Annotated in this window: 23 protein-coding genes; 6 read left to right on the top strand and 17 right to left on the bottom strand. The window is 59.3% G+C overall.

The window, feature by feature from the left end:
- Positions 1–11: 11 nt before the first annotated feature.
- The 8 genes from ruvB to JJN09_RS14160 form a co-directional block, all read right to left on the bottom strand.
- Complete coding sequence (ruvB, locus tag JJN09_RS14195) at positions 12–1,073, bottom strand: Holliday junction branch migration DNA helicase RuvB (protein WP_249490667.1); 1,062 nt, start codon at positions 1,071–1,073, stop codon at positions 12–14.
- Positions 1,074–1,682, bottom strand: a complete 609-nt coding sequence (gene ruvA, locus JJN09_RS14190) for a Holliday junction branch migration protein RuvA (protein WP_007951205.1) — start codon at positions 1,680–1,682, stop codon at positions 1,074–1,076.
- A gap of 114 nt (positions 1,683–1,796) precedes the next feature.
- Positions 1,797–2,324, bottom strand: coding sequence for a crossover junction endodeoxyribonuclease RuvC (ruvC, locus tag JJN09_RS14185; protein ID WP_007951206.1), 528 nt, complete (start codon positions 2,322–2,324; stop codon positions 1,797–1,799).
- 101 nt (positions 2,325–2,425) lie between these two features.
- Positions 2,426–3,172, bottom strand: a complete 747-nt coding sequence (locus JJN09_RS14180; protein WP_034153419.1) for a YebC/PmpR family DNA-binding transcriptional regulator — start codon at positions 3,170–3,172, stop codon at positions 2,426–2,428.
- Positions 3,173–3,306: 134 nt separating this feature from the next.
- Positions 3,307–5,082, bottom strand: a complete 1,776-nt coding sequence (gene aspS / locus JJN09_RS14175; protein WP_249490666.1) for an aspartate--tRNA ligase — start codon at positions 5,080–5,082, stop codon at positions 3,307–3,309.
- 108 nt (positions 5,083–5,190) lie between these two features.
- The gene (locus JJN09_RS14170; protein WP_093430491.1) at positions 5,191–5,412 is read right to left on the bottom strand and encodes an FmdB family zinc ribbon protein; all 222 of its coding nucleotides are present in this window, start codon (positions 5,410–5,412) and stop codon (positions 5,191–5,193) included.
- A 113-nt stretch (positions 5,413–5,525) separates the two neighbouring features.
- On the bottom strand, positions 5,526–5,858 hold the full coding sequence (locus JJN09_RS14165; RefSeq protein WP_249490665.1) for a ribbon-helix-helix domain-containing protein: 333 nt from the start codon (positions 5,856–5,858) through the stop codon (positions 5,526–5,528).
- Between the two features lie 241 nt (positions 5,859–6,099).
- Positions 6,100–6,570, bottom strand: a complete 471-nt coding sequence (locus JJN09_RS14160) for a Dps family protein (protein WP_192562175.1) — start codon at positions 6,568–6,570, stop codon at positions 6,100–6,102.
- A gap of 309 nt (positions 6,571–6,879) precedes the next feature.
- Here JJN09_RS14160 and JJN09_RS29665 point away from each other — a divergent pair, with 309 nt between their 5' ends.
- The gene (locus tag JJN09_RS29665; protein ID WP_302852062.1) at positions 6,880–7,482 is read left to right on the top strand and encodes a cold-shock protein; all 603 of its coding nucleotides are present in this window, start codon (positions 6,880–6,882) and stop codon (positions 7,480–7,482) included.
- Positions 7,483–7,553: 71 nt separating this feature from the next.
- Here JJN09_RS29665 and JJN09_RS14150 read toward each other — a convergent pair whose 3' ends face one another.
- Together JJN09_RS14150 and JJN09_RS14145 are read right to left on the bottom strand one after the other, a co-directional pair.
- On the bottom strand, positions 7,554–7,760 hold the full coding sequence (locus JJN09_RS14150) for a SlyX family protein (RefSeq protein ID WP_249490664.1): 207 nt from the start codon (positions 7,758–7,760) through the stop codon (positions 7,554–7,556).
- 2 nt (positions 7,761–7,762) lie between these two features.
- On the bottom strand, positions 7,763–8,188 hold the full coding sequence (locus JJN09_RS14145; RefSeq protein ID WP_249490663.1) for an HIT domain-containing protein: 426 nt from the start codon (positions 8,186–8,188) through the stop codon (positions 7,763–7,765).
- 897 nt (positions 8,189–9,085) lie between these two features.
- Between JJN09_RS14145 and JJN09_RS14140 the strand changes: the two genes are divergently transcribed.
- Positions 9,086–10,435 (top strand): OprD family porin, encoded by a 1,350-nt coding sequence (locus JJN09_RS14140; RefSeq protein WP_249490662.1) that lies wholly within the window; start codon positions 9,086–9,088, stop codon positions 10,433–10,435.
- 119 nt (positions 10,436–10,554) lie between these two features.
- Here the strand turns inward: JJN09_RS14140 and JJN09_RS14135 are convergent, their stop codons facing one another.
- Both JJN09_RS14135 and JJN09_RS14130 read right to left on the bottom strand, forming a co-directional pair.
- Positions 10,555–11,394, bottom strand: coding sequence for a mechanosensitive ion channel family protein (locus JJN09_RS14135; RefSeq protein WP_007951217.1), 840 nt, complete (start codon positions 11,392–11,394; stop codon positions 10,555–10,557).
- A 138-nt stretch (positions 11,395–11,532) separates the two neighbouring features.
- Positions 11,533–12,018 carry a YajQ family cyclic di-GMP-binding protein gene (locus JJN09_RS14130; RefSeq protein WP_007951218.1) on the bottom strand — a complete coding sequence of 162 codons (486 nt, stop codon included), beginning with the start codon at positions 12,016–12,018 and terminating at the stop codon, positions 11,533–11,535.
- Between the two features lie 140 nt (positions 12,019–12,158).
- On the opposite strand from JJN09_RS14130, the gene JJN09_RS14125 reads away from it, so the two are divergent.
- From JJN09_RS14125 to JJN09_RS14115, 3 genes are read left to right on the top strand one after another with little or no spacing between them, the layout of a single operon-like run.
- Entirely contained in the window at positions 12,159–13,076 is a 918-nt protein-coding gene (locus tag JJN09_RS14125; protein ID WP_249490661.1) for a putative 2-dehydropantoate 2-reductase, read from the top strand.
- Between the two features lie 45 nt (positions 13,077–13,121).
- On the top strand, positions 13,122–15,158 hold the full coding sequence (locus JJN09_RS14120) for a HAMP domain-containing sensor histidine kinase (protein ID WP_249490660.1): 2,037 nt from the start codon (positions 13,122–13,124) through the stop codon (positions 15,156–15,158).
- Positions 15,159–15,161: 3 nt separating this feature from the next.
- Positions 15,162–15,743: a cob(I)yrinic acid a,c-diamide adenosyltransferase gene (locus tag JJN09_RS14115; RefSeq protein WP_249490659.1), complete on the top strand. Its 582-nt coding sequence runs from the start codon at positions 15,162–15,164 to the stop codon at positions 15,741–15,743.
- Positions 15,744–15,782: 39 nt separating this feature from the next.
- Here the strand turns inward: JJN09_RS14115 and JJN09_RS14110 are convergent, their stop codons facing one another.
- The 4 genes from JJN09_RS14110 to secA all read right to left on the bottom strand — a co-directional run bounded on the left by JJN09_RS14110 (position 15,783) and on the right by secA (position 21,497).
- Positions 15,783–16,727 (bottom strand): Nudix family hydrolase, encoded by a 945-nt coding sequence (locus tag JJN09_RS14110; RefSeq protein WP_249490658.1) that lies wholly within the window; start codon positions 16,725–16,727, stop codon positions 15,783–15,785.
- Entirely contained in the window at positions 16,724–17,356 is a 633-nt protein-coding gene (locus tag JJN09_RS14105) for a glutathione S-transferase family protein (protein ID WP_249490657.1), read from the bottom strand. The genes JJN09_RS14110 and JJN09_RS14105 overlap by 4 nt, the downstream gene beginning before the upstream one ends.
- 62 nt (positions 17,357–17,418) lie before the next feature.
- Complete coding sequence (gene argJ, locus JJN09_RS14100) at positions 17,419–18,636, bottom strand: bifunctional glutamate N-acetyltransferase/amino-acid acetyltransferase ArgJ (protein ID WP_108563086.1); 1,218 nt, start codon at positions 18,634–18,636, stop codon at positions 17,419–17,421.
- Between the two features lie 122 nt (positions 18,637–18,758).
- A complete protein-coding gene (gene secA / locus JJN09_RS14095) occupies positions 18,759–21,497 on the bottom strand; it encodes a preprotein translocase subunit SecA (RefSeq protein ID WP_249490656.1) in 2,739 nt (912 codons plus the stop codon).
- Positions 21,498–21,804: 307 nt separating this feature from the next.
- Between secA and JJN09_RS14090 the strand changes: the two genes are divergently transcribed.
- Complete coding sequence (locus tag JJN09_RS14090; RefSeq protein WP_249490655.1) at positions 21,805–22,260, top strand: DUF721 domain-containing protein; 456 nt, start codon at positions 21,805–21,807, stop codon at positions 22,258–22,260.
- 36 nt (positions 22,261–22,296) lie between these two features.
- Here JJN09_RS14090 and JJN09_RS14085 read toward each other — a convergent pair whose 3' ends face one another.
- Positions 22,297–23,784: a helicase HerA-like domain-containing protein gene (locus JJN09_RS14085; protein ID WP_249490654.1), complete on the bottom strand. Its 1,488-nt coding sequence runs from the start codon at positions 23,782–23,784 to the stop codon at positions 22,297–22,299.
- Positions 23,785–23,855: the final 71 nt, after the last annotated feature.

The raw sequence follows: 23,855 nt of genomic DNA, 5'->3' as shown, positions 1-23,855 counted from the left end.
ATAAATGTGTATTAATCGTCCACGGCATCGAGAAACTCGTCTACCACAGGCATCTCGCCCATTCGTGACGGAATGTTTAAGCCAAAATGCAGGTACGCGTGCCGGGTCACCACCCTGCCCCGCGGCGTACGCATAATGTAACCCTGCTGAATCAGGTACGGCTCCAGCACATCTTCGATAGTGTGGCGCTCTTCGCTGATCGCCGCCGCCAGGCTGTCGATACCGACCGGTCCGCCATCGAACTTCTCGATCATGGTCAGCAGCAGACGCCGGTCCTGATGATCGAAGCCGTGCTCGTCGACATCCAGCAGGTTCAGTGCCAGATCAGCGACTGACTTGGTGATATGACCTTTGGCCCGGACTTCGGCGAAATCCCGTACCCGGCGCAGCAGACGGTTGGCGATTCGCGGCGTGCCACGGGCACGACGGGCAATCTCGAAAGCGCCTTCCGGGTCCAGCGGCAGGCCGAGGATGTTCGCCGAACGGCTGACAATCGTCGCCAGGTCCGCGGTGCTGTAGAACTCAAGACGCTGGACGATACCGAAACGGTCACGCAACGGATTGGTCAGCATCCCCGCCCTCGTCGTTGCGCCGACGAGCGTGAACGGCGGAAGATCAAGCTTGATTGAGCGCGCCGCCGGCCCTTCGCCGATCATGATGTCGAGCTGGAAATCCTCCATCGCCGGGTACAGCACTTCTTCGACGATTGGCGACAGACGATGAATTTCATCGATGAACAGCACGTCGTGCGGTTCAAGGTTGGTCAATAGCGCCGCCAAATCACCCGGACGCTCAAGCACTGGGCCCGAGGTGCTTTTGATCGACACGCCCATTTCCTGGGCAATGATGTTGGCCAGCGTGGTCTTGCCCAGACCCGGCGGGCCGAAGATCAAGGTATGGTCGAGGGATTCGTTGCGGCCACGGGCGGCCTGGATAAACAGTTCCATCTGCTCGCGAACGGTCGGCTGGCCGATGTACTCGGCCAGGCTGACGGGACGTATCGCCCGATCCTGGACTTCTTCGCGCTCACGCGGACTGTGCGTAGCGGCGATCAGACGATCAGCTTCAATCACTTAAATCATTCCCTTCAGGGCGCGTCGGATCATGTCTTCGCTGCTCAAGCCTTTCTCTTTGATCGCGGAAATCGCCTTGCTTGCTTCCTGCGGCTTGTAGCCCAGGGAAATCAGCGCGCTGACCGCGTCGTTCTCGGCGGTGTTGACCGGCGCCGGGCCGTCCGGCTGGTTCGGCACCAGCGCAAACATGGCCGGCGAGGTTTCCCACGCCTTGAAGCGATCCTTGAGCTCCACCAGCAGACGCTCGGCGGTTTTCTTGCCCACACCCGGCACCTTGGTCAGCGCCGAGGTGTCCTGGGACTGCACGCAACGGATCAGCTCGTCGACTTCCAGACTCGACATCAAGGCCAGGGCCAGTTTCGGCCCTACACCATTGAGACGGATCAACTCGCGAAAAAAGTCTCGCTCACGCTTGCCAGCAAAACCATAAAGTAACTGCGCGTCTTCACGCACGACCAAATGGGTGTGCAGGGTCAGCGGTTCACCGACCGACGGCAGGCGATACAGGGTGGTCATGGGCACTTCCAGCTCATACCCGAGGCCGTTTACATCCAGAATCAGGTGCGGCGGCTGTTTTTCAGCGAGGGTGCCGCGCAAGCGTCCAATCACTTTTCAGATCCTTGAGCGTTGGCCAGCCGGGGGCTGGCGACAATCAGAACGAAGGACTCCGGCCGACAACACAGGCGCGCGAGTCCGCATTCCGTAAATTTGATGCTGATGCTATCAGAGACGCAGGCGCCCGCCACGACTGCGTGCTGTTCCCAAACCGTGCGGCAGCAGACTGGAGCGTGTGTGTGCATGGCAAATGGCAATGGCCAGGGCGTCCGAGGCATCGATTTGCGGCTTGCTGGTCAGTTTAAGCATGTGCATGACCATCATCTGCACCTGCTCTTTATTGGCGGCGCCGGTGCCGACCACGGCCTGCTTGACCTGGGTTGCCGTGTACTCGGCGATCTCCAGGCTCTCTTCGGCGCCAGCAACGATAGCAGCCCCACGGGCTTGCCCGAGCTTCAGCGCCGAGTCGGCGTTTTTTGCCATGAACACCTTTTCGATGCCCATGGTCACCGGGCCATAGGTCTGGATAATCTCGCGTACGCCGCGATAGACGATTTGCAGGCGCTCGTGCAGTTCACCGGCGCCGGTGCGGATGCAGCCCGAGGCAACATAGATACAACCGCCTCGTCCGGTATCACGAACAATGCCGTAACCGGTAATGCGCGAACCGGGGTCGATACCAAGAATTAAAGTCATAAGCCTGCAGATTCGAAAAAACACAAAAACAAATGTGGGAGATTCCATGTTTGAGTGTTTTCCTCAAACACGAAATCTCCCACATTGAATCGTAGTCGCTCTTAACCGAGCTGAGCAGCCACGTCTTCCGGAATGTCCGCGTTGGAATAGACGTTCTGCACGTCATCCAGGTCTTCCAGCATGTCGATCAGCTTGAGCACCTTCTCGGCACCTTCCAGATCCAGCTCGGCGCTGGTGGTCGGTTGCATGACGATCTCCGCGTCATCACCCTTGAAACCGGCCGCTTCCAGCGCATTACGCACGGCGTAGAAACTGGTGAACGAGGTGAACACGTCAATCGAGCCGTCCTCATGAGTGACCACGTCATCGGCGTCTGCTTCCAGTGCCGCTTCCGTCAGTGCATCTTCATCGACACCCGGCGCAAAACTGATCTGACCCTTGCGCTCGAACAGATACGCCACCGAGCCGTCAGTACCGAGGTTGCCGCCACACTTGCTGAACGCATGACGCACAGCCGCTGCGGTACGGTTGCGGTTATCGGTCATGCACTCGACCATCACGGCCACACCGCCCGGGCCATAACCTTCGTAGGTCAACTCTTCAACGTTGTCGGCCTCGGTCGCACCGGCGCCACGGGCCACTGCACGATCGATGATGTCGCGACTCATGTTGGCGCTCAGCGCCTTGTCCAGGGCCAGACGCAGACGTGGATTGGAGCCCGGATCGCCGCCGCCCTGACGGGCCGCAACAGTCAGTTCACGGATCCACTTGGTGAAGATCTTGCCTCGCTTGGCATCCTGACGTTCTTTGCGGTGCTTGATGTTCGCCCACTTGGAATGACCTGCCATATCTCGCTCCGAATTCTCTTTGAAACGTTGCCCGCCATGCTCGCGCATCGGCCAGCAAACACAAAATTGCGACCTGCTTTCATGGGATACAGAAAGAAAAAAGGCGCATCCGAAGATGCGCCTTCAGGCCCGTCTTACTCAGCCTTTGGCGTTTCGCGCAAACGAATGTGCAATTCGCGCAATGCCTTGGCATCCACAACACCCGGCGCCTGCGTCATCACGTCGGCAGCACTCTGGGTTTTCGGGAAGGCGATCACTTCACGGATCGACTGGGCGCCGGTCATCAGCATCACCAGACGGTCCAGACCGAAAGCCAGACCACCGTGCGGCGGCGCACCGTATTTCAGGGCGTCGAGCAGGAAGCCGAACTTCTCTTCCTGTTCTGCTTCGTTGATGCCCAACAGGCGGAATACCGCTTGCTGCATCTCTTTACGGTGGATACGGATCGAACCGCCACCCAGCTCGGTGCCGTTCAGAACCATGTCGTAGGCGCGGGACAGAGCGCCCGCCGGGTTGGCTTCCAGCTCTTCAGGGGAGCATTTCGGCGCGGTGAACGGGTGGTGCAAGGCGGAGAAACTGCCGTCTTCGTTCTCTTCGAACATCGGGAAGTCGACGACCCACATCGGTGCCCACTTGCAGGTCAGCAGGTTCAGGTCGTGACCGAGCTTGATACGCAGCGCGCCCAGGGCTTCGCTGACGATCTTGGCCTTGTCGGCACCGAAGAACACGATGTCGCCGTCAACTGCGCCAACGCGATCGAGGATCGCATTGAGGTTGTCCAGCGGGATGTTTTTCACGATCGGCGATTGCAGACCGTCAACACCGGCAGCACGCTCGTTGACCTTGATGTACGCCAGGCCCTTGGCACCGTAGATGCCGACGAACTTGGTGTAGTCGTCGATCTGCTTGCGCGGCATGCTCGCCCCGCCTGGAACGCGCAGTGCGGCGATACGGCATTTCGGGTCGTTGGCCGGGCCGCTGAACACCTTGAAATCAACTTCTTTCAGTTGATCGGCAACGTCGACCAGCTCCAGCGGAATACGCAGGTCTGGTTTGTCGGAACCGTAACGGCGCATGGCTTCTTCGAAAGTCATGTGCGGGAACTCGCCGAATTCCAGATCCAGCACTTCCTTGAACAGGTTGCGGATCATTTGCTCGGTCAGGCCCATGATCTCTTTTTCATCGAGGAAGCTGGTCTCGATGTCGATCTGGGTGAATTCCGGCTGACGGTCGGCACGCAGGTCTTCGTCACGGAAGCACTTGGCGATCTGGTAGTAACGGTCGAAACCGGCAACCATCAGCAGTTGCTTGAACAGCTGTGGCGATTGCGGCAGCGCGAAGAACGAACCGGCATGAGTACGGCTTGGCACGAGGTAGTCGCGCGCGCCTTCCGGGGTTGCACGGGTCAGGATCGGCGTCTCAACGTCGAGGAAGCCGTTTTCGTCGAGGAAGCGACGGATGCTGGTGGTCATGCGCGAACGCAGGCGCAGCTTCTCGGCCATTTCCGGACGACGCAGGTCGAGGAAGCGATAGCGCAGACGGGTTTCTTCACCGACGTCCGAGAACTCGTTCAGCGGGAACGGCGGGGTTTCCGACTCGTTCAGCACTTCCAGTTCGTAGCCCAGCACTTCGATCATGCCCGACGCCATGTTGGCGTTGGTGGCACCGGCCGGACGCAGACGCACCTTGCCGGTGATCTTCACAACGTATTCGCTGCGCACGCGATCGGCGGCGGCGAAGCTCTCGGCGCGATCAGGATCGAATACCACTTGGGCCAGACCATCACGATCACGGATATCGAGGAAAATCACCCCGCCGTGGTCGCGGCGACGGTGAACCCATCCGCAAAGGGTAATTTCCTGGCCTTCCAGGCTTTCGTTCAGTTGGCCGCAATAATGGCTGCGCATCATGGTAGTGGTTTCGCTTCTCGTAATTCGAAATTCGGTGGAGATCCATCGCACTCAAGCTATGTGCGACCGGTGGATGCTCGCGCGTGTCGTTCGACCTGGGCCTGAACCCTAGTCAGATTTGTCGCCACCGGCCAGATTCTTCTTTGTGCCGGTCTTGAAATCGGTTTCGTACCAACCGCTGCCGCTGAGGCGAAAGCCTGGCATGGACAGCTGTTTCTTGAGCTCTGGTGCCTGGCAGGCAGGGCAGTCGACCAGTGGTGCGTCACTGATCTTTTGAATGGCTTCCAACTGATGACCACAGGAAGCACATTGGTAATCGTACATCGGCATGGCGTTGTCTCGGCGATCAGATTGCCAGCTTCCGCAGGGCGGTGTGGCGAAAGAGCGGGATTATATCCATTAAATGCGGCCTGTGCAGCCGGAAGACTGCACAGGCCGCCCAGTCATTGGCAACCCCCGGGGGTGCGCATGCCATGCACGACACACACCACCCGTACCAGACCGCTGAAGTTCTTCACGCCGCCATGACGCAAATGCACTTCGCGATCGACACGGGACAGCAGCGTGCCGACCGAACAGCAATTATCCTCGGCCATGCGACCCAGAATGTTCCAGTAGACCTGTTCCAGCCGCATACAGGTCGCAAACCCATTCAAACGCACCGACCGGGCCAATGGCCGGATCAATGCCATGTCGAATTCGTCAAGAAACGGCGCTATAGCCCTGTCCTGCCGCGAGCCGATGGCGATATCACTTCGCCTGTCTCCACCTTCCATATCGTTGACACTCCTTTGCCATCTCTGCTTGTTTTCAAGGCAACATCCTGTGACCTCATTAAAAGCGCAGCGGCAAAGGTATATCCAGACGACTTTTTGACCGTCGGCGTAGGATAAGCCAACACAACAGGGAGGATCAGGGACCAGCGGAGTACTTTCGTCGCTTCCTACAATAGCGAAGGCTTTTTCCCGGCCAAAACGGGCGCACGGCCCACAAATCGTGTTCGTGCGCCTCGGGTAATCAGGCTTCGAGCAGTGCCCTGAGCATCCACGCGGTTTTCTCGTGGACTTGCATGCGTTGAGTCAAAAGATCCGCGGTCGGCTCATCACTGACTTTATCCAGCAGCGGGAAAATACCGCGCGCTGTGCGAGTGACCGCTTCCTGGCCTTCGACCAGTTGCTTGATCATGTCCTCGGCACTCGGCACGCCCACTTCTTCTTTAATAGAGGAAAGACGCGCGTAAGTCGCATAGGCACCCGGCGCAGGAAAACCCAAGGCGCGGATGCGCTCGGCGATCAGGTCCACGGCCAGGGCCAGTTCGTTGTATTGCTCTTCGAACATCAGGTGCAGGGTACGGAACATCGGCCCGGTGACATTCCAATGGAAGTTGTGAGTTTTCAGATACAGCACGTAGGTGTCCGACAGCAGACGCGACAGCCCTTCGACGATGGATTTGCGATCTTCTTCACTGATACCGATATCGATTGCCATGCTTACCCCCTAACGGCGATTGAATTCATCCAGCAGGTGTCGGTTCACTGTAGCAAGGCCTCCCACCCATGACAGCCCCCGTATCGACCCGATAGAGGCGACAAATCGCCCCACGCCTCGCCGCTGGCCGGCGTGATTTGAGTAGCTGCGGGCTTTGCTGTTAAATAGGACGTGTGTCGCTACGCCCTGTTTTCCGGGTGTTGCGCATAGGCTGATGCCGGGTACGTGTCCACCGCCTCTTATTGTTTCGAAGCGAACCGTGCGCCTTCAGCTCTTCCTTGTGAGCCGTCATAACGTGAGTCATTAAAAATGTTGAAAATCGTCCACCTGCTAATGGGCGCAGCAGCCTTGCTGCTGTCCTTCATACCTAGCTTGAAAACCGAAGCCGTACCTTACCTGCAACAGCCCGATGCACTTTACCTGGCCTTTTTCGGCCTGCTGAACCTGGTTCTCGCTCCAGTCATCCCGTACTGGAACAAAGGCCCGCGCCAGCATCTGCAAAACCTGGTCAGCGCATTATTGGTACTGACCGTCGTCCTGCAAACCCTGACCCTGATCGCGCCGATGCCTGTCATCGCCGGCCAGCCGGCTGTGCTGTTCAGCTTGGTCATTGCTCTGGTTGCCGTGGCCGTGCACCTGGCCGTCAGCTTCTACAAATCCTCACCGGCCGCCGCCGCGCAAAGCTACGATATGAGCAACCGCGATACCGGCACCGTCAAGTGGTTCAACACTTCCAAGGGCTTCGGCTTTATCTCCCGGGATTCCGGCGATGATATTTTCGTGCACTTTCGCGCCATCCGTGGCGAAGGCCACCGCGTTCTGGTCGAAGGCCAGCGCGTGGAATTCTCGGTGATGAACCGTGACAAAGGCCTGCAAGCCGAGGACGTGATCGCCGCCCTGCCGCGTCGCTGATCTGAAACGAAAAAACCGCGAACAGCCTGGCTGTTCGCGGTTTTTTTATTGCCAAAATAAAATACAGAAAATCAGTAATGCGGCGGCGGTGCGTCTTCTTCAAAGGACCCGAACTGGCCGACCATTTCTTCCTGACGCTTGAGAAGCGCAGCCATCTGCAATTGCAGACGTTCCACGACTCTCTGCTGCTCCACCAGCACATCGTTCAACGCCTGAATGGTGTCGTCCTGAAATGCCAGCCGGCTTTCCAGATCATTGACGCGGTCTTCCAGGTTCATGATCAAACCTCCAGAAACTTGAAATCGTCGTCCAGCACCAGACGCAGGCGCTCGCGGATCGCAGCTACCTGCTCGGCGCTGTAAGGTTTGGCGGGGTGCTTGCCCCAGACCGGCGCCGGCCACGCAGCGTCATCAACTTTACGTACGATGACATGCATATGCATCTGGCTGACGACGTTGCCCAAGGTAGCGACGTTCATTTTGTCGGCATCGAACGAGTCCTTGAGCACTTCAGCCAGGGCCGTGGTTTCCTGCCACAGACGCTGCTGGTCAGCGACATCCAACTGAAACAACTCGCTGATATCGTCGCGACGAGGCACCAGGATGAACCAGGGGTAGTTGGCGTCGTTGGACAGCAGCAGCCGGCAGAGCGGGAAGTCGCCGATGGTCAGCGTGTCCTGTTGAAGTCGTGAATCTAAAGCAAACACTGCATGCACTCCCGGCCGATCGACATTATTCAGCTTAGTGGGCCCGACCTGCGGACGGCGCACTAAACGACAGGACGGCAGCATACCTTCGAATGCCCCGGCCTTCACGACGAACCGCTCCTGCCGACTTTTTCCGGCGCCCCGACATGTGACATTTGTGGCAATCACGCACCAGGACGGACCCGGCACGACCGCGCAACACGCCGAAATGACCGGGATTCTCCGATGTATTCAAGGCCGCCGAGTGACGCAAGTGTATGAATTCAGTACAGCCGGAAAAATTATTTGCACCAAAACCGTACAGTGCGTCTACGCTCATTGGCTCGGGCATCCGCCAAATACTCACTGACAGGGTGAACCGGTAACGTTTTTGGTTGTCATGCGCAAAACCGGGCGAGGCAACACCAAGCGAGCAAGCGCGTCAACCCAAATCAAAAAGGGGCGCGCGAGCCCGTATTTACAAGGTTTTTACAGCCACAAGCGGGGCCATGGAAAAATAACCGCATCAATTTTGCGGTTTGTGCACGCTTGTTGCATTCGTACTCATATGGGCTATGAGCACGCCACGGGAAGTGGTGACTCAAAACCCGAAAAAAACAGTGGCAGGGTTGCCCGATGGAGATTCAAGTGTTTTGCCAGGGACTCTTTTTTACCGATGCAAAAAGGCCCAGAAACAGCGATAAAGTTGTCAGTCCGGCTGCATTGGTACTGTGAATTTGCGACATCAACCAAGCCATTTGCGACAGCGTCGTAAAGAACATGAAAGGTTGTATGCGCAAGTATCGCCAACATTGTCGGCGTGATATAAGTTTGCGCCGACACAAAAAGAAAGAGCCGCCCAGATAATAAAACAGGTGGGACGGCAGTACTCTTCTAAAACCAAAGGAGCAAATCACGATGCGCGTGATGAAGTGGAGCATGATCGCACTGGCAGTTGCAGCAGCCGCCAGTACTCAGTTGGCTACGGCCGCACCTTTTGTTAGTGACCAGTCTGAAGCCAAAGGCTTTGTTGACGACGCCAAACTGACCGAGACGTTGAAGAACTACTACTTCAACCGCGACAACAAGAACGGCGGCCACGACCAGAAAGACTGGACCCAGGGTTTCCTCGGCAACTTCACTTCCGGTTACACCCAAGGCACCGTAGGCGTCGGTATCGATGCATTCGGTTACCTGGCGGTCAAACTGGACGGCGGTGACGGTACTTCCGGTACCGGCAACATGAGCCGCAGCAATACTGTCAAAGCCAACGGTTATGCCCATGACGTTGATGATAGCCAAGGCAAAGCCGGCGCTGCGATCAAATTCCGCATCTCCAAAACCGAGCTGAAAATCGGTGACCAACAGCCAAGCACTGCTCCAGTGTTCGCTGTAGGCGGTTCCCGTATCCTTCCGCAAACTGCCAGCGGCTTCCAGTTGCAGAGCAGCGAAGTCAAAGACCTCGATCTCGAAGCCGGTCACTTCTACTCGGCTACCAGCCAGGACAAAAACGCTCGTGAAGGCGGCCTCTACGCCACTTACGCAGGTGTTGAAGCCAAAAACATCGACTACTTCGGTGGTAAATACGGCATCACTGACAACCTGACTGCATCCCTGTACGGCGCCAAGCTGGAAGACATCTGGAACCAGTACTACGCGAACGTGAACCTTACCACTCCATTCGGTGGTGACACTTCGTTGAACACTGACTTCAACATCTACCGCACCACCGATACCGGTAGCGCGAAAGCTGGCGAAATCAGCAACACCGCGTTCTCCCTGGCGACCGCGCTGTCGTTCCTGAAAGCGCACACCTTCACCCTGGCCTTCCAGAAGGTCAACGGCGACACCCCGTTCGACTACATCGGCGTGGGCAAGAACAACCGTGGTGGCGACTCGATCTTCCTCGCCAACTCCATCCAGTACTCCGACTTTAACGGTGCAGGCGAGAAATCCCTGCAAGCCCGTTACGACCTGAAAATGGCCGAGTATGGCGTTCCTGGTCTGAGCTTCATGGTTCGTTACGTTAAAGGCTGGGATATCGACGGTACCCACACTCCAGCGGGTAGCGCTTACGCCGGTCTCTACGGTGAAGATGGCAAACACCACGAAACCAACTTTGAAGCCAAATATGTGGTTCAAAGCGGCCCGGCAAAAGACCTGTCCTTCCGTATTCGTCAAGCTTGGCACGTTGCCAACTCTGACGAGAAAGAAGGTGACGTGAAAGAGTTCCGTCTGATCACCGAATACCCACTGAACATCTTGTAATCGTCAGTGGTTAGTTTGGTAGCATAAAAAAGGCCCATCTTCGGATGGGCCTTTTTATTGCCTGTCACTTGTAATAAATGCCTGACCAACAAGTCAGGCATTTAATTAGCAACCTATCATTACACTGCCGATTCCTGAACCACACGAATCACGCGCTGTGGAAACGGAATATCGATGCCGGCAGTCTTTAAACGATCACGGGACTGTTCGTTAAACATGAACATCACATCCCAATAGTCTGCAGTTTTAACCCAGACCCGCAGGGAAACAGTGATCGAACTATCGCCCAAGGTAGAAATGACAGCCTGCGGCGCCGGATCCTGCAGAACGCGATCATCCTTGGCCAGATCCAGCAGCACCTGACGGGCCTTTTGCAGATCGGCTTCGTAATCGACACCTACATCGAACACAACCTTGCGGGTTGGCTGACGATTGGTGTTGGTAATGATGCCATTCGACAGATTGCCGTTCGGCACGATGATGGTCTTGTTGTCACCGGTACGCAGTACGGTGTGGAAAATCTGGATGCTGTCGACAGTACCCGCCACGCCTTGCGCTTCGATCCAGTCACCGATACGAAACGGACGGAACAGCAGAATCAGCACGCCACCGGCGAAGTTCGCCAGGCTGCCCTGCAACGCCAGACCGATGGCCAGGCCGGCCGCACCGATCGCCGCGACGAACGAAGTGGTCTCGACGCCGATCATCGATGCCACGCTGACGATCAACAGCACCTTGAGAATGATGTTGGCCAGGCTGCTGATGAAACCTTGCAGAGCCAGGTCGGCATTGCGCAGAGCCAGCAGGCCGCCGAGTTTTTGTGTGACCTTGTTGATCAGCCACCAGCCGATCGCCAGGGTAATCACTGCCAGCAGCACACGACTGCCGTATTCCATGATCATCGGAATCCACGCCTGGGACGCCTTGACCAGGTTGTCTACCTCAGCATTCAAATCCATCTTTTATCTCCTGATTGCCGGCTTCCCGGGCTGAAAAAATCAGCGGCAGAACGACCGGCCCTGTTGGGGCTCAATCGTTTCTGCCGCTGCTTGGGCCTCGGACGCTGAAAACGCCGAGAGGTTCCCGACTCGGATGGCTCAGTCGCGGAAGTTGTTGAATTGCAGTGGCATGCCAAATTCCTTGGCACGCAGGGCAGCGATGGCTTCTTGCAGGTCATCACGCTTCTTGCCGGTCACACGCACCTGCTCGCCCTGAATGGCGGCCTGCACCTTGAGCTTGGCCTCCTTGATGTGGCCGACGATCTTCTTCGCCAGTTCCTTGTCGATACCTTCCTTCAGAACGGCATCCTGCTTCATCAGCTTGCCCGATGCGAAGGAGTCTTTGACCTCCAGGCACTGCACGTCGATCTTGCGCTTGACCAGGGCCAGCTTGAGGATCTCGATCATCGCTTCCAGCTGGAAATCGGCTTCAGCGGTCAGGTGGACGGTCAGGTCCTTTTCCTTGAATTCGAAGCTGCCCTTGCCTTTCAGGTCATAACGACGATCGAGTTCCTTCACGGCGTTCTCGACCGCGTTGGTGAGTTCGTGTTTGTCCAGTTCGGATACCACGTCGAACGACGGCATGTAATCTCTCCAATAAAAAGGCGCGCTCGTTCAGGACGCGGCGCGCTTGGCTTGCGGTTAAAATCGGGCTCATTATAACGGGTCTTTTCCCACCGACACGGCGAGCCTTGCATGCCTGTACCTTACCGAGTGAAAAACTGATGTCCACCCCCTGGCATGTCCTCGGCGCCGGAAGTCTCGGCACACTCTGGGCCACGCGTCTGGCCCGGGCCGGATTGCCGGTCCGGTTGATCCTGCGCGATATCGATCGTTTGCATGACTATGCGACGGCGGGCGGCCTGACCCTGGTTGAACAAGGCGCGGCCAGCAGCTACGCCATCCCCGGCGAGACCCCGGACAGTCCCGAGCCGATCCGTCGCCTGCTGGTGGCGTGCAAGGCTTACGACGCCGAAGGCGCCGTGGCCAGTGTCGCTCATCGCCTGACGCCGGATGCAGAACTGATTCTTCTGCAGAACGGCCTCGGCAGTCAGGAAGCGGTCGCCGCGCAAGTCCCGCAAGCCCGTTGCATCAGCGCCTCCAGCACCGAAGGCGCGTTTCGCGATGGCGACTGGCGAGTGGTGTTCGCCGGCCACGGTTACACTTGGCTCGGCGATGCCGGCCATCCTGTGGCACCGTTCTGGCTGGATGATCTGGAAGCGGCAAAGATTCCTCATGAATGGAGCGCCGACATCCTCACCCGTCTGTGGCGAAAACTGGCGCTCAACTGTGCAATCAATCCGCTGACGGTGTTACACGACTGCCGCAACGGTGGATTGCAGGAGCATCACTGCGAAGTTGCCACGCTGTGCGCCGAGCTGACCGAGTTGCTGGAGCGTTGCGGCCAGCCCGCAGCGGCGGACAACCTGCAACAGGAAGTCGAACGGGTGATTTCGGCCACCGCAGCCAATTTCTCGTCCATGTATCAGGATGTGGCCAGCAAACGCCGCACCGAAATCAGCTACCTGCTGGGCCATGCCTGCAAGGTTGCGCAGCGGCACCAGCTCAACCTGCCGCATCTGAAACAATTGCAGCAGCGCCTGACCGCGCATCTGCACAGTCTCGGATTGCCCGTCGACTGAGCAGCGGCTACGCTGCCCACTTGTTCCTTTGCTGCGATAAACCTGATGCCATTGCGCCAGCGCCTCGAAAACCTGCCGGTCGGCCAGAAACTGCTGGCCGCCCTGCTGGTGCTGTTGACCACCGTGTTACTGGTCGCGAACCTGACCTTCATCAGCGCGGCCTATTACATCTCCCAGGAAAGCATGGCGCCTCAGGCGCTGCAGACCATTGGCCGACTGGTATCGAACCCGAGCCTGGTCGCCGAAGCGCTGCAGTCACCGCAAAGCGCCGAACGCCTGCTCAAGGAACTCGACAGCTATTCACCGCTGCGCGCTGCCGCCCTGTATGACGGCAAGGGCGATCGCATCGCGCAGGTACAACGTGGCGACAAGCTCAACCTGCCGGAGCGCTACCGGCACATCGAAGCCTGGCAACTCACCGAGTTTCGCAGCAACCAGCTGATTACCCTGCCCCGCCCCGGCACTGCGCCGGGTCATCTGTTGCTGGTGGCCAGCAGCGAACTGCCGATGGCGTTTTATACCGGCACCCTGACGGCTAGCCTCGGGATCCTGATCTTCAGCGTGCTGTTGTGGCTGGTGATTGCCCGCCAGATCAAACGCCTGATCACCCGGCCAATCCACCAACTCGAAGAACTCTCCCGCCAGGTGACCCGAGAGGAGAACTACGCCCTGCGGGCCTCACGCGGCAACCATGACGAAATTGGCAGTCTGGCCGAGGCCTTCAATACCATGCTTTCGCGCATCGAGGCCCGGGAGCAGCAGCTCAAGCGTGCCCGCGACGACTCGCAAGCTGCCTACGATCAGGCGCAGGGACTGGCCGAAGAAACCCGCCACACCAACCGCAAACTGGAGCTGGAAGTCCAGGTGCGCAGCAAGATCGAGAAGAAGCTCACAGGCTTTCAGAACTACCTCAACAGCATCATCGACTCCATGCCTTCGGCACTGATCGCCCTCGACGAGCAGCTCTATGTCACGCAATGGAACCAGGAGGCCAGCGCCCTCTCCGGCACACGGCTGGACGAAGCGCTGAACCAGCCGATCTTCCTCGCGTTCGAACCGCTCAAGCCGTTCCTGCCGCAGCTCAAGCAAACCGTCGAGCAGCATACTGTGGCGAAAATAGAGCGGGTGACCTGGTTCAAGGACGACGAGCCCAAGCATTACGCCCTGACTTTCTATCCACTGATGGGTGGTGCCGGGCGTGGCGTAGTGATCCGGATCGACGACATCACCCAGCGCCTCTCTCTGGAGGACATGATGGTGCAGTCGGAAAAAATGCTCTCGGTCGGCGGCCTCGCTGCCGGTATGGCCCACGAGATCAACAACCCGCTGGGGGCGATCCTGCACAACGTACAGAACATTCGCAGACGTCTGTCGCCCGACCTGCCGAAGAACCTCGAACAGGCCGAACAACTGGGTATCGAGCTGGATACCGTGAACCGCTACCTGCAAGGCCGGGAAGTCCCGCAATTGCTCGACGGCATTCAGCAGGCCGGTGCCCGGGCGGCAAAAATCGTTACCCACATGCTCAGTTTCAGCCGCCGCAGCACGCGGCAGATGGCCCCTTGCGACCTACCGGCGCTGATCGATCAAGCGGTGGATATCGCTGGCAACGATTTCGACCTGGCGATCGGCTTCGACTTTAAGGGTCAGGCGATCATCCGCCAGTTCGACCCGGCGCTGGGCCCGGTTCCCGGCACCGCCAACGAGCTGGAACAAGTGCTGCTCAATCTGCTGAAAAACGCCGCGCAAGCAATCCATCTGCGCGAAGACGACAGCGAGCCGGGACGGATCATCCTGCGCACCAGACTCAATCCGCCGTGGGCCGAAATTCAGGTCGAAGACAATGGCATCGGCATGAGCGAGAACGTGCGCAAACGTACCTTTGAGCCGTTCTTCACCACCAAGGAAATCGGCCAGGGCACGGGGCTCGGGCTGTCGGTGTCGTATTTCATCATCACCAACAATCACAAAGGGCAAATGGAAGTGCAGTCGGCACCAGGGCAAGGCACCTGCTTCACCCTGCGCCTGCCGCTCACGCAACCTGCACCCATCGCCGCAGAAACCAATCAACTACCGAGGTAAACCATGGGCTTTCGCTTGTCGAAGATCTACACCCGCACCGGCGACAAAGGCGAAACCGGCCTCGGCGATGGTCGCCGCGTCCCCAAGGATCACCCACGCATCGAAGCCATTGGCGAGGTCGACACATTGAACAGTCAGGTCGGCGTGCTGCTGGCCGGATTGATTGCCGAGCGCGAGGCCTGCCCCGGGCTCAACGAATTGATCGACGTGTTGGCGCCCTGCCAGCACCGACTGTTCGACCTCGGTGGCGAGTTGGCGATGCCGGAATATCAGGCGCTGAACACGGCAGAAATCGAACGGCTGGAAGCGGCCATCGATGTCTGGAACGAGGAATTGGGGCCGCTGGAGAGCTTCATTCTGCCCGGCGGTTCGATGCTGATTGCCCAGGCGCATGTGTGCCGCAGCCTGGCGCGCAGTGCCGAGCGGCGTTGCCAGCATTTGAATGCGATCGAACCGTTGGCCGGGGTTGGCCTGGCTTACATCAATCGATTGTCGGATCTGTTGTTTGTGGCGGCGAGGCTGATTGCGCGGCGCCAGGGCATTGCCGAGGTTCTGTGGCAACCCGCGGCGAAACCCGAAAACTGAACACTCCCACGCCAGGCGCGGGAGTGTTCAGATGCCCGTTCAGGCCTCAGGCCAGAACGCCCGAATCCCCGCCACACCCTGAGCCCCGGCATTCCACGCTTTCTCGCGTTCCGCCGGGCCGACGCCGCCCAGCAGGAATACCGGTTTGCTGAAGCCTTCGATCAGTGTCGAAGCCTGTTCCCAGCCCAGCGGCTGGGCATCCGGATGAGTCCGAGTCGGCTGCACCGGCGACAGGGTGACGAAATCCACGCCCATCTGTTCGGCAAGCGCCAATTCCTCAGCATTGTGGCAGGACGCCGCCAACCAGCGCTCCGCCGGTAGCGGGCGCCCCGCTGCCGCGTACTTGCGCAGTTGCGCCGTGGTGATGTGCCAACCAGCGGACGGGAAATCCCCCAGCCACTCGAACGGGCCCTTGATCATCAACTGCGCCTTGCCGGCGCACAGGCCTACCGCGTCCACCGCCAGATCGCGGTACTTCGGATCATAACCATTGGGCGCACGTAGCTGGATCAGTTTGATGCCACTGGCAATCGCCTTCTGGATACCGCGCAGCAAGGCCGGGGTTTCCAGATCTTCCGGGGTGATCAGGTATTCAGCGGGCAGACGCGCCGCCGCCACGATCGGCTGGTTGGCTGCCGGGAATTCGTAATTCGTCAGCTCCTTGGCCGACACCCAGGCCAATGGCTGACCTTCGGCGCCATGGGGTTCGCCGGTGAAGCTTGAGACTTCCCAGACATCCAGCAACACCTGCTTGTCCGGGTAATCATGGCGAACCTTGATCAGCGGGCGGGCGGCGCCGACGACAATACCCAACTCTTCGTGCAGCTCACGGGCCAGCGCGGTTTCCACCGATTCATCGGTCTCGACCTTGCCACCGGGAAATTCCCACAGACCGCCCTGATGCTGGGTGTCAGCGCGGCGGGCAATCAGGATTTTGCCGCTGTCGTCTCGAATGACGGCAGCAGCGACGTGTACGCGTTTCACGACTGCAACTCCTCCAGTCCGGCCTTTTGCCAGGCCTTGAAGGCTGGCCATTGGTAGACGGTTTCAACATAAGCCTGATCAACGGCAGGCAACTGCACCTGATAGGTACGCAGGCGCACGGCAATCGGCGCGAAGAACGCATCGGCCAGCGACACGCGACCAAACAGGAACGGCCCCTGTTCGGTCGCCACGGCACGGCATTCGGCCCACAGCGCGAGCATACGCTCGACATCGACCTTCACTTCCAGCGGCACCGGATTGAGCGGTGCGTCGTGGCTCAGGTTGAACGGCATGTGATTGCGCATGGCGAAGAAGCCACTGTGCATCTGTGCACACGCAGAACGCGCTTGGGCGCGAGCAGCGATATCGGTTGGCCAGAGTTGTTCGGATGGAAACTGTTCGGCCAGGTATTCGGCAATCGCCAGAGAGTCGGCGATGGTGCCTCGTGCGGTGGTCAGCAGCGGCACCTTGCCGGTGGGCGAATGCTTGAGCAGGCGCTCGCGGGTGTCGGGCTTGCCGAGTTTGATCAGTTCTTCGGTGTAGGGCGCGCCGGTCAGTTCAAGCGCCAGTGCCGCGCGCAGGGACCAGGAGGAAAGCAGTTTGTCGCCGATGATCAGGTGAAGGCTCATGTTCGGGTCCTTTCATGGGACAGAAGAAAAGGAGGTCCGCAGACCTCCCTCTCCGGCAGGGATCAGGTGCGGTATTCGGCGTTGATCTTCACGTACTCGTGGGACAGGTCGGTGGTCCAGATGGTTTCGCTGCAATCGCCGCGACCCAGTTCGATACGGATGGTGATCTCTTCCTGCTGCATCACTGCCGAGCCCTGGGCTTCGGTGTAGGTCGCAGCGCGGGCGCCACGGCTGGCGATGCAAACGTCGCCGAGGAACACGTCGATCTTGCTCACGTCCAGATCCGGCACGCCGGCACGGCCGACGGCGGCGAGGATACGGCCCCAGTTTGGGTCGGAGGCGAACAGTGCCGTCTTGATCAGCGGCGAGTGAGCCACGGTGTAGCCGACGTCCAGACATTCCTGATGATTGCCGCCGCCGTTGACTTCAACGGTCACGAACTTGGTCGCGCCTTCGCCGTCACGCACGATGGCCTGAGCCACGTCCATGCACACTTCGAACACGGCCTGTTTCAGCTTGGCGAACAACTCGCCTTCGGCGCGAGTGATCTCCGGCAGCGCAGCCTTGCCGGTGGCGATCAGCATGCAGCAGTCGTTGGTCGAGGTGTCGCCGTCGATGGTGATGCGGTTGAACGACTTGTTGGCGCCGTCCAGCATCAGGTTGTGCAGCACGTCGCGGGAGACTTTGGCGTCGGTGGCGATGTAGCCAAGCATGGTCGCCATGTTCGGACGGATCATGCCCGCACCCTTGCTGATGCCGGTGACGGTGATGGTCACGCCGTCATGCTGGAACTGGCGGCTGGCGCCCTTTGGCAAGGTGTCGGTGGTCATGATGCCGGTGGCGGCGGCTTCCCAGTTGTTTTCCGACAGATCGTCCAGCGCAGCCTGCAAGGCGCCTTCGATCTTCTCGACCGGCAGCGGCTCGCCGATCACGCCGGTGGAGTACGGCAGGATCTGGCTGGCATCGACGCCGGTCAGTTCAGCCAGCTTCGCGGTCGTGCGCTCGGCGGCGGCCAGGCCCGGTTCGCCGGTGCCGGCGTTGGCATTGCCGGTGTTGGTCAGCAGGTAGCGCACAGCGTTCTGCACGCGTTTCTTGGCCAGGATCACCGGCGCGGCGCAGAAAGCGTTCAACGTGAACACGCCCGCCACGGTGGAACCTTCGGCACAGCGCATCACGACGACATCCTTGCGCCCAGGGCGCTTGATGCCGGCCGAAGCGATACCGAGTTCAAAACCGGCAACCGGGTGCAACGTTGGCAAAGGACCAAGACCAACAGCCATGAATGCGCTCCTTACTCAATGATGTCAGCACCGCCAAGCGTAGTGGCGGTGGTGTAAATGGCAAAACGCCGCGACGGCTGGTGCCGGTCGCGGCGCGGGTATTTCAGCGATTGAAACGGGTTTTACTGGATCTGCCCGTGGCAATGCTTGAATTTCTTGCCCGAACCGCAGTAGCACAGTTCGTTGCGGCCCAGCTTCTGCTCGTTGCGAACCGGGGCGGTGGCCAGGGCCACATCGACCTCTTCACCGACCAGTTCCGGTTGCGCTTCCAGGCCAGGAGCCTCGGCGTGTTCGAACTGCATGCGGGCGGCCAGTGCTTCGGCTTCCTGACGCAGGCGTTGCTCTTCTTCGGCCGGATCTTCGCGGCGAACCTGAACGTGCGACAGCACACGGATCGAGTCGCGCTTGATCGAATCCAGCAGCTCGGAGAACAGCGTGAAGGACTCGCGCTTGTATTCCTGCTTCGGGTTCTTCTGCGCATAACCACGCAGGTGGATGCCGTGACGCAGGTGATCCATGGTCGACAGGTGGTCTTTCCACAGATCGTCCAGAACGCGCAACACGATCTGCTTCTCGAAGGAGCGCAGTGCGTCGGCACCGGCCTGGTCTTCTTTCTCGTTGTACGCCGCCATCAGCTCGGTCATGAGCTTCTCGCGCAGGGTTTCTTCGTACAGGTGATCGTCTTCGTCGAGCCACTGCTGAATCGGCAGCTTCACACCGAAGTCGCTGGCGATCGACGCTTCCAGGCCGGCCACATCCCACTGCTCAGGCAGCGATTGCGGCGGAATGTGCGCGCTGACGGTGGCGTTCAGTACGTCCTGACGGAAATCAGCGATGGTTTCGCCGATGTTGTCCGCGGCCAGCAACGTGTTACGCATGTGATAGATCACTTTACGCTGTTCGTTGTTGACGTCGTCGAACTCGAGCAATTGCTTGCGAATGTCGAAGTTGCGGCCTTCAACCTTGCGCTGCGCCTTCTCGATGGCGTTGGTCACCATGCGGTGCTCGATCGCTTCACCGGACTGCATGCCCAGGGCTTTCATGAAGTTCTTCACCCGGTCAGAGGCGAAGATGCGCATCAGGCTGTCTTCCAGCGACAGGTAGAAGCGGCTCGAACCGGCGTCACCCTGACGGCCGGCACGGCCACGCAGCTGGTTGTCGATACGACGGGATTCGTGACGCTCGGACGCGATCACCTGCAAGCCGCCGGACTCCAGCACTTGCTGGTGACGCTTCTGCCAGTCGGCCTTGATCTGGGCAATCTGCTCAGGGGTCGGGTTTTCCAGCGACGCAACTTCAACTTCCCAGTTGCCGCCCAACAGGATGTCGGTACCACGACCGGCCATGTTGGTAGCGATGGTCAGGGCGCCCGGACGACCGGCCTGTGCAATGATCTCGGCTTCTTTTTCGTGGAACTTGGCGTTCAGAACCTTGTGTTCGATGCCTTCCTTCACGAGCAATGCGGACATGTGCTCGGAGGTTTCGATGGTGGCAGTACCCACCAGCACCGGACGGCCGGCAGCCATGCTTTCCTTGATGTCATTGACGATCGCCGCGTATTTCTCTTCGGCGGTCAGGAACACCAGGTCGTTGTAGTCCTTACGGGCCAACGGCTTGTTGGTCGGGATCACGATGACCGGCAGACCATAGATCTGGTGGAATTCGAACGCTTCGGTGTCGGCCGTACCGGTCATGCCGGACAGCTTGTCGTACAGACGGAAGTAGTTTTGGAACGTGGTCGATGCCAGGGTCTGGCTCTCGGCCTGGATGTTCAGGTTTTCCTTGGCTTCGATGGCCTGGTGCAGGCCTTCGGACAGACGACGACCCGGCATGGTACGGCCGGTGTGTTCGTCGACCAGTACGACCTGACCGTCCTGCACGATGTATTCGACGTTGCGGTTGAACAGTTTGTGCGCACGCAGGCCGGCGTAAACGTGAGTCAGCAGGCTCAGGTTGTGCGCGGAGTACAGGCTCTCGCCCTCGGCCAGCAGACCGATGCTGGTCAGCTGGTCTTCGATGAACTGGTGACCGGCTTCGTTGAGTTCGACCTGACGGGTCTTCTCGTCAACGGTGAAGTGGCCTTCCTGGGTAACGACGCCTTCGACTTCTTCGACGTGCAGCTTGAGTTTCGGGATCAGTTTGTTGATCTCGATGTACAGCTTGGAGCTGTCCTCGGCCTGACCGGAAATGATCAGCGGAGTACGCGCTTCGTCGATGAGGATGGAGTCGACTTCGTCGATCACGGCAAAGTTGAGTTCGCGCTGGAATTTCTCTTCCATGCTGAACGCCATGTTGTCGCGCAGGTAGTCGAACCCGAATTCGTTGTTGGTGCCGTAGGTAATGTCGGCGGCGTAGGCCAGACGTTTCTCTTCCGGCGGCTGGAACGGCGTCACGATGCCGACGGTCAGGCCGAGGAATTCATACAGCGGACGCATCCAGTTGGCGTCACGGCGGGCCAGGTAGTCGTTCACGGTCACAACGTGCACGCCCTTGCCGGACAGCGCGTTGAGGTAAACGCCCAGGGTACCCACCAGGGTCTTGCCTTCACCGGTACGCATTTCGGCAATCCGGCCTTCATGCAGGGTCATGCCGCCGATCAGCTGGACGTCGAAGTGACGCATGCCCATGACGCGTTTGCCGGCTTCGCGGGCGACCGCAAAAGCTTCCGGCAACAGCTTGTCGAGGGTTTCCCCTTTGGCGATGCGGTCCTTGAACTCTGCGGTCTTGGCGCGCAGTTGATCGTCCGAGAGGGCGACCATCTTCTCTTCGAAGGCATTGACGAGCTGCACCGTCTTGAGCATGCGTTTGACTTCACGCTCGTTCTTGCTTCCAAAAAGTTTCTTTAACAAAGGCGCAAACATATCGGCAGGATCTTCCACACTAAAGGGATGGAGGGCGGCCCCGTGAGTCGCCCGTGCAGCCCTCATGGCCGCATGCGAACGAGCATTCTACCCGGAAACGGTGGTGAGGAAAGTGGCGATATTCCACGATGCTGGCACTGCGCTTTGACGGGGCTCACTTAAAATAGGGGCGTTTTGCTCAACTTCAAGCCATTGGAGGCAGAAGTTAGTTGTTGATTTAATGGGTAAAGCAGTGACAAAAGCAATGGGCGAGTGAAATGGGGCCTATCTGCTACCATGGCGCCTTTGCAACTTCAGGTGTTGGATCATGGCATTTCGCCCTCTTACAGCCAGAGCGCCCGCCGTTCTGCTACGCGAAGCGAGGCCGTTGAAAGCCATCCTCGGCCATGCTCAACGCCTGGCCCATCTGCAGCGACTACTCGACAGCCAGCTGCAACCCGCCGCCCGCGAGCACTGTCATGTGGCCAAGTGGCGCGAAGGCGAACTGTCGCTGGTGGTCACCGATGGTCATTGGGCCACACGCCTGCGCTACCAGCAAAAACGCCTGCTGCGGCAACTGCAGATGTTCGACGAGTTCGCCGGCCTGACGCGGATCAAATTCTCGGTGCGACCACCTGTCATTCAGCCAAGAGCAGCCGGGCACACGATGGATCTGTCAACGGATGCGGCGGCGACCATTCAGTCGACCGCCGACGGGATCAGCGATCCGAATTTGCGGGCGGCGCTGGAGCGACTTGCGGCACACGCCAAAGCCAAATCCTGATCCCTGCGGGAGCGAGCAGGCTCGCCCCCTCTGGTCTTAACGGCGCTTGCTGCCACCGAGCAACGATCCCATCAATCCCCGCACCAACTGCCGGCCCAGCTGGTTCGCCGCCTGACGCATCGCCGATTTCAATGCCTGCCCTGCGGCAGTACCAAGAAACTCACCGGCCTTGTCCGCCAGGCTCGGTTCCTCTGCCGCCGGTTTGCCTGGCGCGGCCTCGCCCTCCGGTGCCAGCCCCTTGCGTCCCATCAGGATCTCATAGGCCGACTCTCGATCGATCGGCTTGTCATAGCGGCCCTTGAACGGCGAACCGGCAATCAGCACGGTGCGTTCGGTCTCGGTCAACGGCCCGATCCGCGACTGCGGCGGCGCCACCAGCACGCGCTGGACCATTTCCGGCGTGCCTTTTTCCTGCAAGGTGCCGACCAGCGCCTCGCCAATTCCAAGTTCGGTCAACACCGACAACGTATCGAACGCCGGATTCGGCCGGAACCCATCCGCCACCGCCCGCAGGGATTTCTGCTCCTTGGCGGTGAATGCTCGCAAACCGTGCTGCACCCGCAAACCCAGTTGCGCCAGCACGTTGTCCGGCAAATCGCCCGGCGACTGGGTGACGAAATACACCCCGACGCCCTTGGAACGGATCAGCCGCACCACTTGCTCCAGGCGTTCCTGCAGGGCCTTGGGCGTATCGCCGAACAACAAGTGCGCTTCGTCAAAAAACAGCGCCAGCAACGGTTTGTCGGCATCGCCGCGCTCCGGCAATTGCTCAAACAGCTCGGCCAGCAACCACAGCAGGAACGTCGCGTAGACCTTCGGCGCTTCATGCACCAGACGACTCGCATCGAGCAAATGAATACGCCCGCGACCGTCGGCGGCCGGTTGCAGAATGTCTTCCAGTTGCAACGCCGGCTCGCCGAACAAGGCTTCGGCGCCCTGCTGTTCAAGAATGGCCAGGCGCCGCAACAGCGCCTGACTGGAGCCGGTGGTAAACAGCGCCGAATCTTCGCCGAGCAGCTGCGGGTTGTCCTTGAGGTGGTTGAGCAGCGCTTTAAGATCCTTCAGGTCCAGCAGCAACAGGCCTTCGCGGTCGGCGACCTTGAACGCCGCGTACAGCGCCGACTGTTGACTATCGGTCAATTCCAGCAAGGCGCCGATCAGCAGCGGCCCCATTTCGCTCAACGTGGTGCGTAGCGGATGACCGGATTCACCGTGAATGTCCCACAAGGTCACGGGATAAGCCTGAGGCTTGTAGTTGAGCCACGGCATGCCGGCGATGCGCTCGGCGACCTTGCCCTGGGGATTGCCGGCGGCACCGAGGCCGCACAGGTCACCCTTGATGTCGGCGGCGAACACCGCGACCCCGGCGTCGCTGAACGCTTCGGCCAGCCGTTGCAGGGTGACGGTCTTGCCGGTGCCGGTCGCGCCGGCCACCAGTCCGTGTCGGTTGGCCAGGCGCATCGCCTGGGCGATCGGTTGCCCGGCGAGATCGGCGCCGATAACGAGTTGCGAGGAGTCAGGCATTTGGTCACCCAATAGTTAATCTTTGTCGAGCATGGCCGATAAAGAGGAGTGAGAGACCCGATCAAAAGTCC

It is taken from the genome of Pseudomonas sp. HS6 (genome assembly GCF_023375815.1).
GTDB lineage: Bacteria > Pseudomonadota > Gammaproteobacteria > Pseudomonadales > Pseudomonadaceae > Aquipseudomonas.
This window is presented reverse-complemented; position numbering and strand designations above follow the sequence as displayed.

Bases quoted from the DNA above. Each gene is read 5' to 3' on its own strand.
- JJN09_RS14170 (WP_093430491.1), bottom strand. From the start codon at position 5,412: ATGCCGATGTACGATTACCAATGTGCTTCCTGTGGTCATCAGTTGGAA.
- JJN09_RS29665 (WP_302852062.1), top strand. From the start codon at position 6,880: ATGTTGAAAATCGTCCACCTGCTAATGGGCGCAGCAGCCTTGCTGCTG.
- JJN09_RS14150 (WP_249490664.1), bottom strand. From the start codon at position 7,760: ATGAACCTGGAAGACCGCGTCAATGATCTGGAAAGCCGGCTGGCATTT.
- JJN09_RS14090 (WP_249490655.1), top strand. From the start codon at position 21,805: ATGGCATTTCGCCCTCTTACAGCCAGAGCGCCCGCCGTTCTGCTACGC.
- JJN09_RS14125 (WP_249490661.1), top strand. From the start codon at position 12,159: ATGTCCACCCCCTGGCATGTCCTCGGCGCCGGAAGTCTCGGCACACTC.
- aspS (WP_249490666.1), bottom strand. From the start codon at position 5,082: ATGATGCGCAGCCATTATTGCGGCCAACTGAACGAAAGCCTGGAAGGC.
- JJN09_RS14115 (WP_249490659.1), top strand. From the start codon at position 15,162: ATGGGCTTTCGCTTGTCGAAGATCTACACCCGCACCGGCGACAAAGGC.
- JJN09_RS14160 (WP_192562175.1), bottom strand. From the start codon at position 6,570: ATGGCAATCGATATCGGTATCAGTGAAGAAGATCGCAAATCCATCGTC.
- ruvC (WP_007951206.1), bottom strand. From the start codon at position 2,324: ATGACTTTAATTCTTGGTATCGACCCCGGTTCGCGCATTACCGGTTAC.
- secA (WP_249490656.1), bottom strand. From the start codon at position 21,497: ATGTTTGCGCCTTTGTTAAAGAAACTTTTTGGAAGCAAGAACGAGCGT.
- JJN09_RS14180 (WP_034153419.1), bottom strand. From the start codon at position 3,172: ATGGCAGGTCATTCCAAGTGGGCGAACATCAAGCACCGCAAAGAACGT.
- argJ (WP_108563086.1), bottom strand. From the start codon at position 18,636: ATGGCTGTTGGTCTTGGTCCTTTGCCAACGTTGCACCCGGTTGCCGGT.
- JJN09_RS14165 (WP_249490665.1), bottom strand. From the start codon at position 5,858: ATGGAAGGTGGAGACAGGCGAAGTGATATCGCCATCGGCTCGCGGCAG.
- JJN09_RS14120 (WP_249490660.1), top strand. From the start codon at position 13,122: ATGCCATTGCGCCAGCGCCTCGAAAACCTGCCGGTCGGCCAGAAACTG.
- JJN09_RS14135 (WP_007951217.1), bottom strand. From the start codon at position 11,394: ATGGATTTGAATGCTGAGGTAGACAACCTGGTCAAGGCGTCCCAGGCG.
- JJN09_RS14130 (WP_007951218.1), bottom strand. From the start codon at position 12,018: ATGCCGTCGTTCGACGTGGTATCCGAACTGGACAAACACGAACTCACC.
- JJN09_RS14140 (WP_249490662.1), top strand. From the start codon at position 9,086: ATGCGCGTGATGAAGTGGAGCATGATCGCACTGGCAGTTGCAGCAGCC.
- JJN09_RS14085 (WP_249490654.1), bottom strand. From the start codon at position 23,784: ATGCCTGACTCCTCGCAACTCGTTATCGGCGCCGATCTCGCCGGGCAA.
- JJN09_RS14105 (WP_249490657.1), bottom strand. From the start codon at position 17,356: ATGAGCCTTCACCTGATCATCGGCGACAAACTGCTTTCCTCCTGGTCC.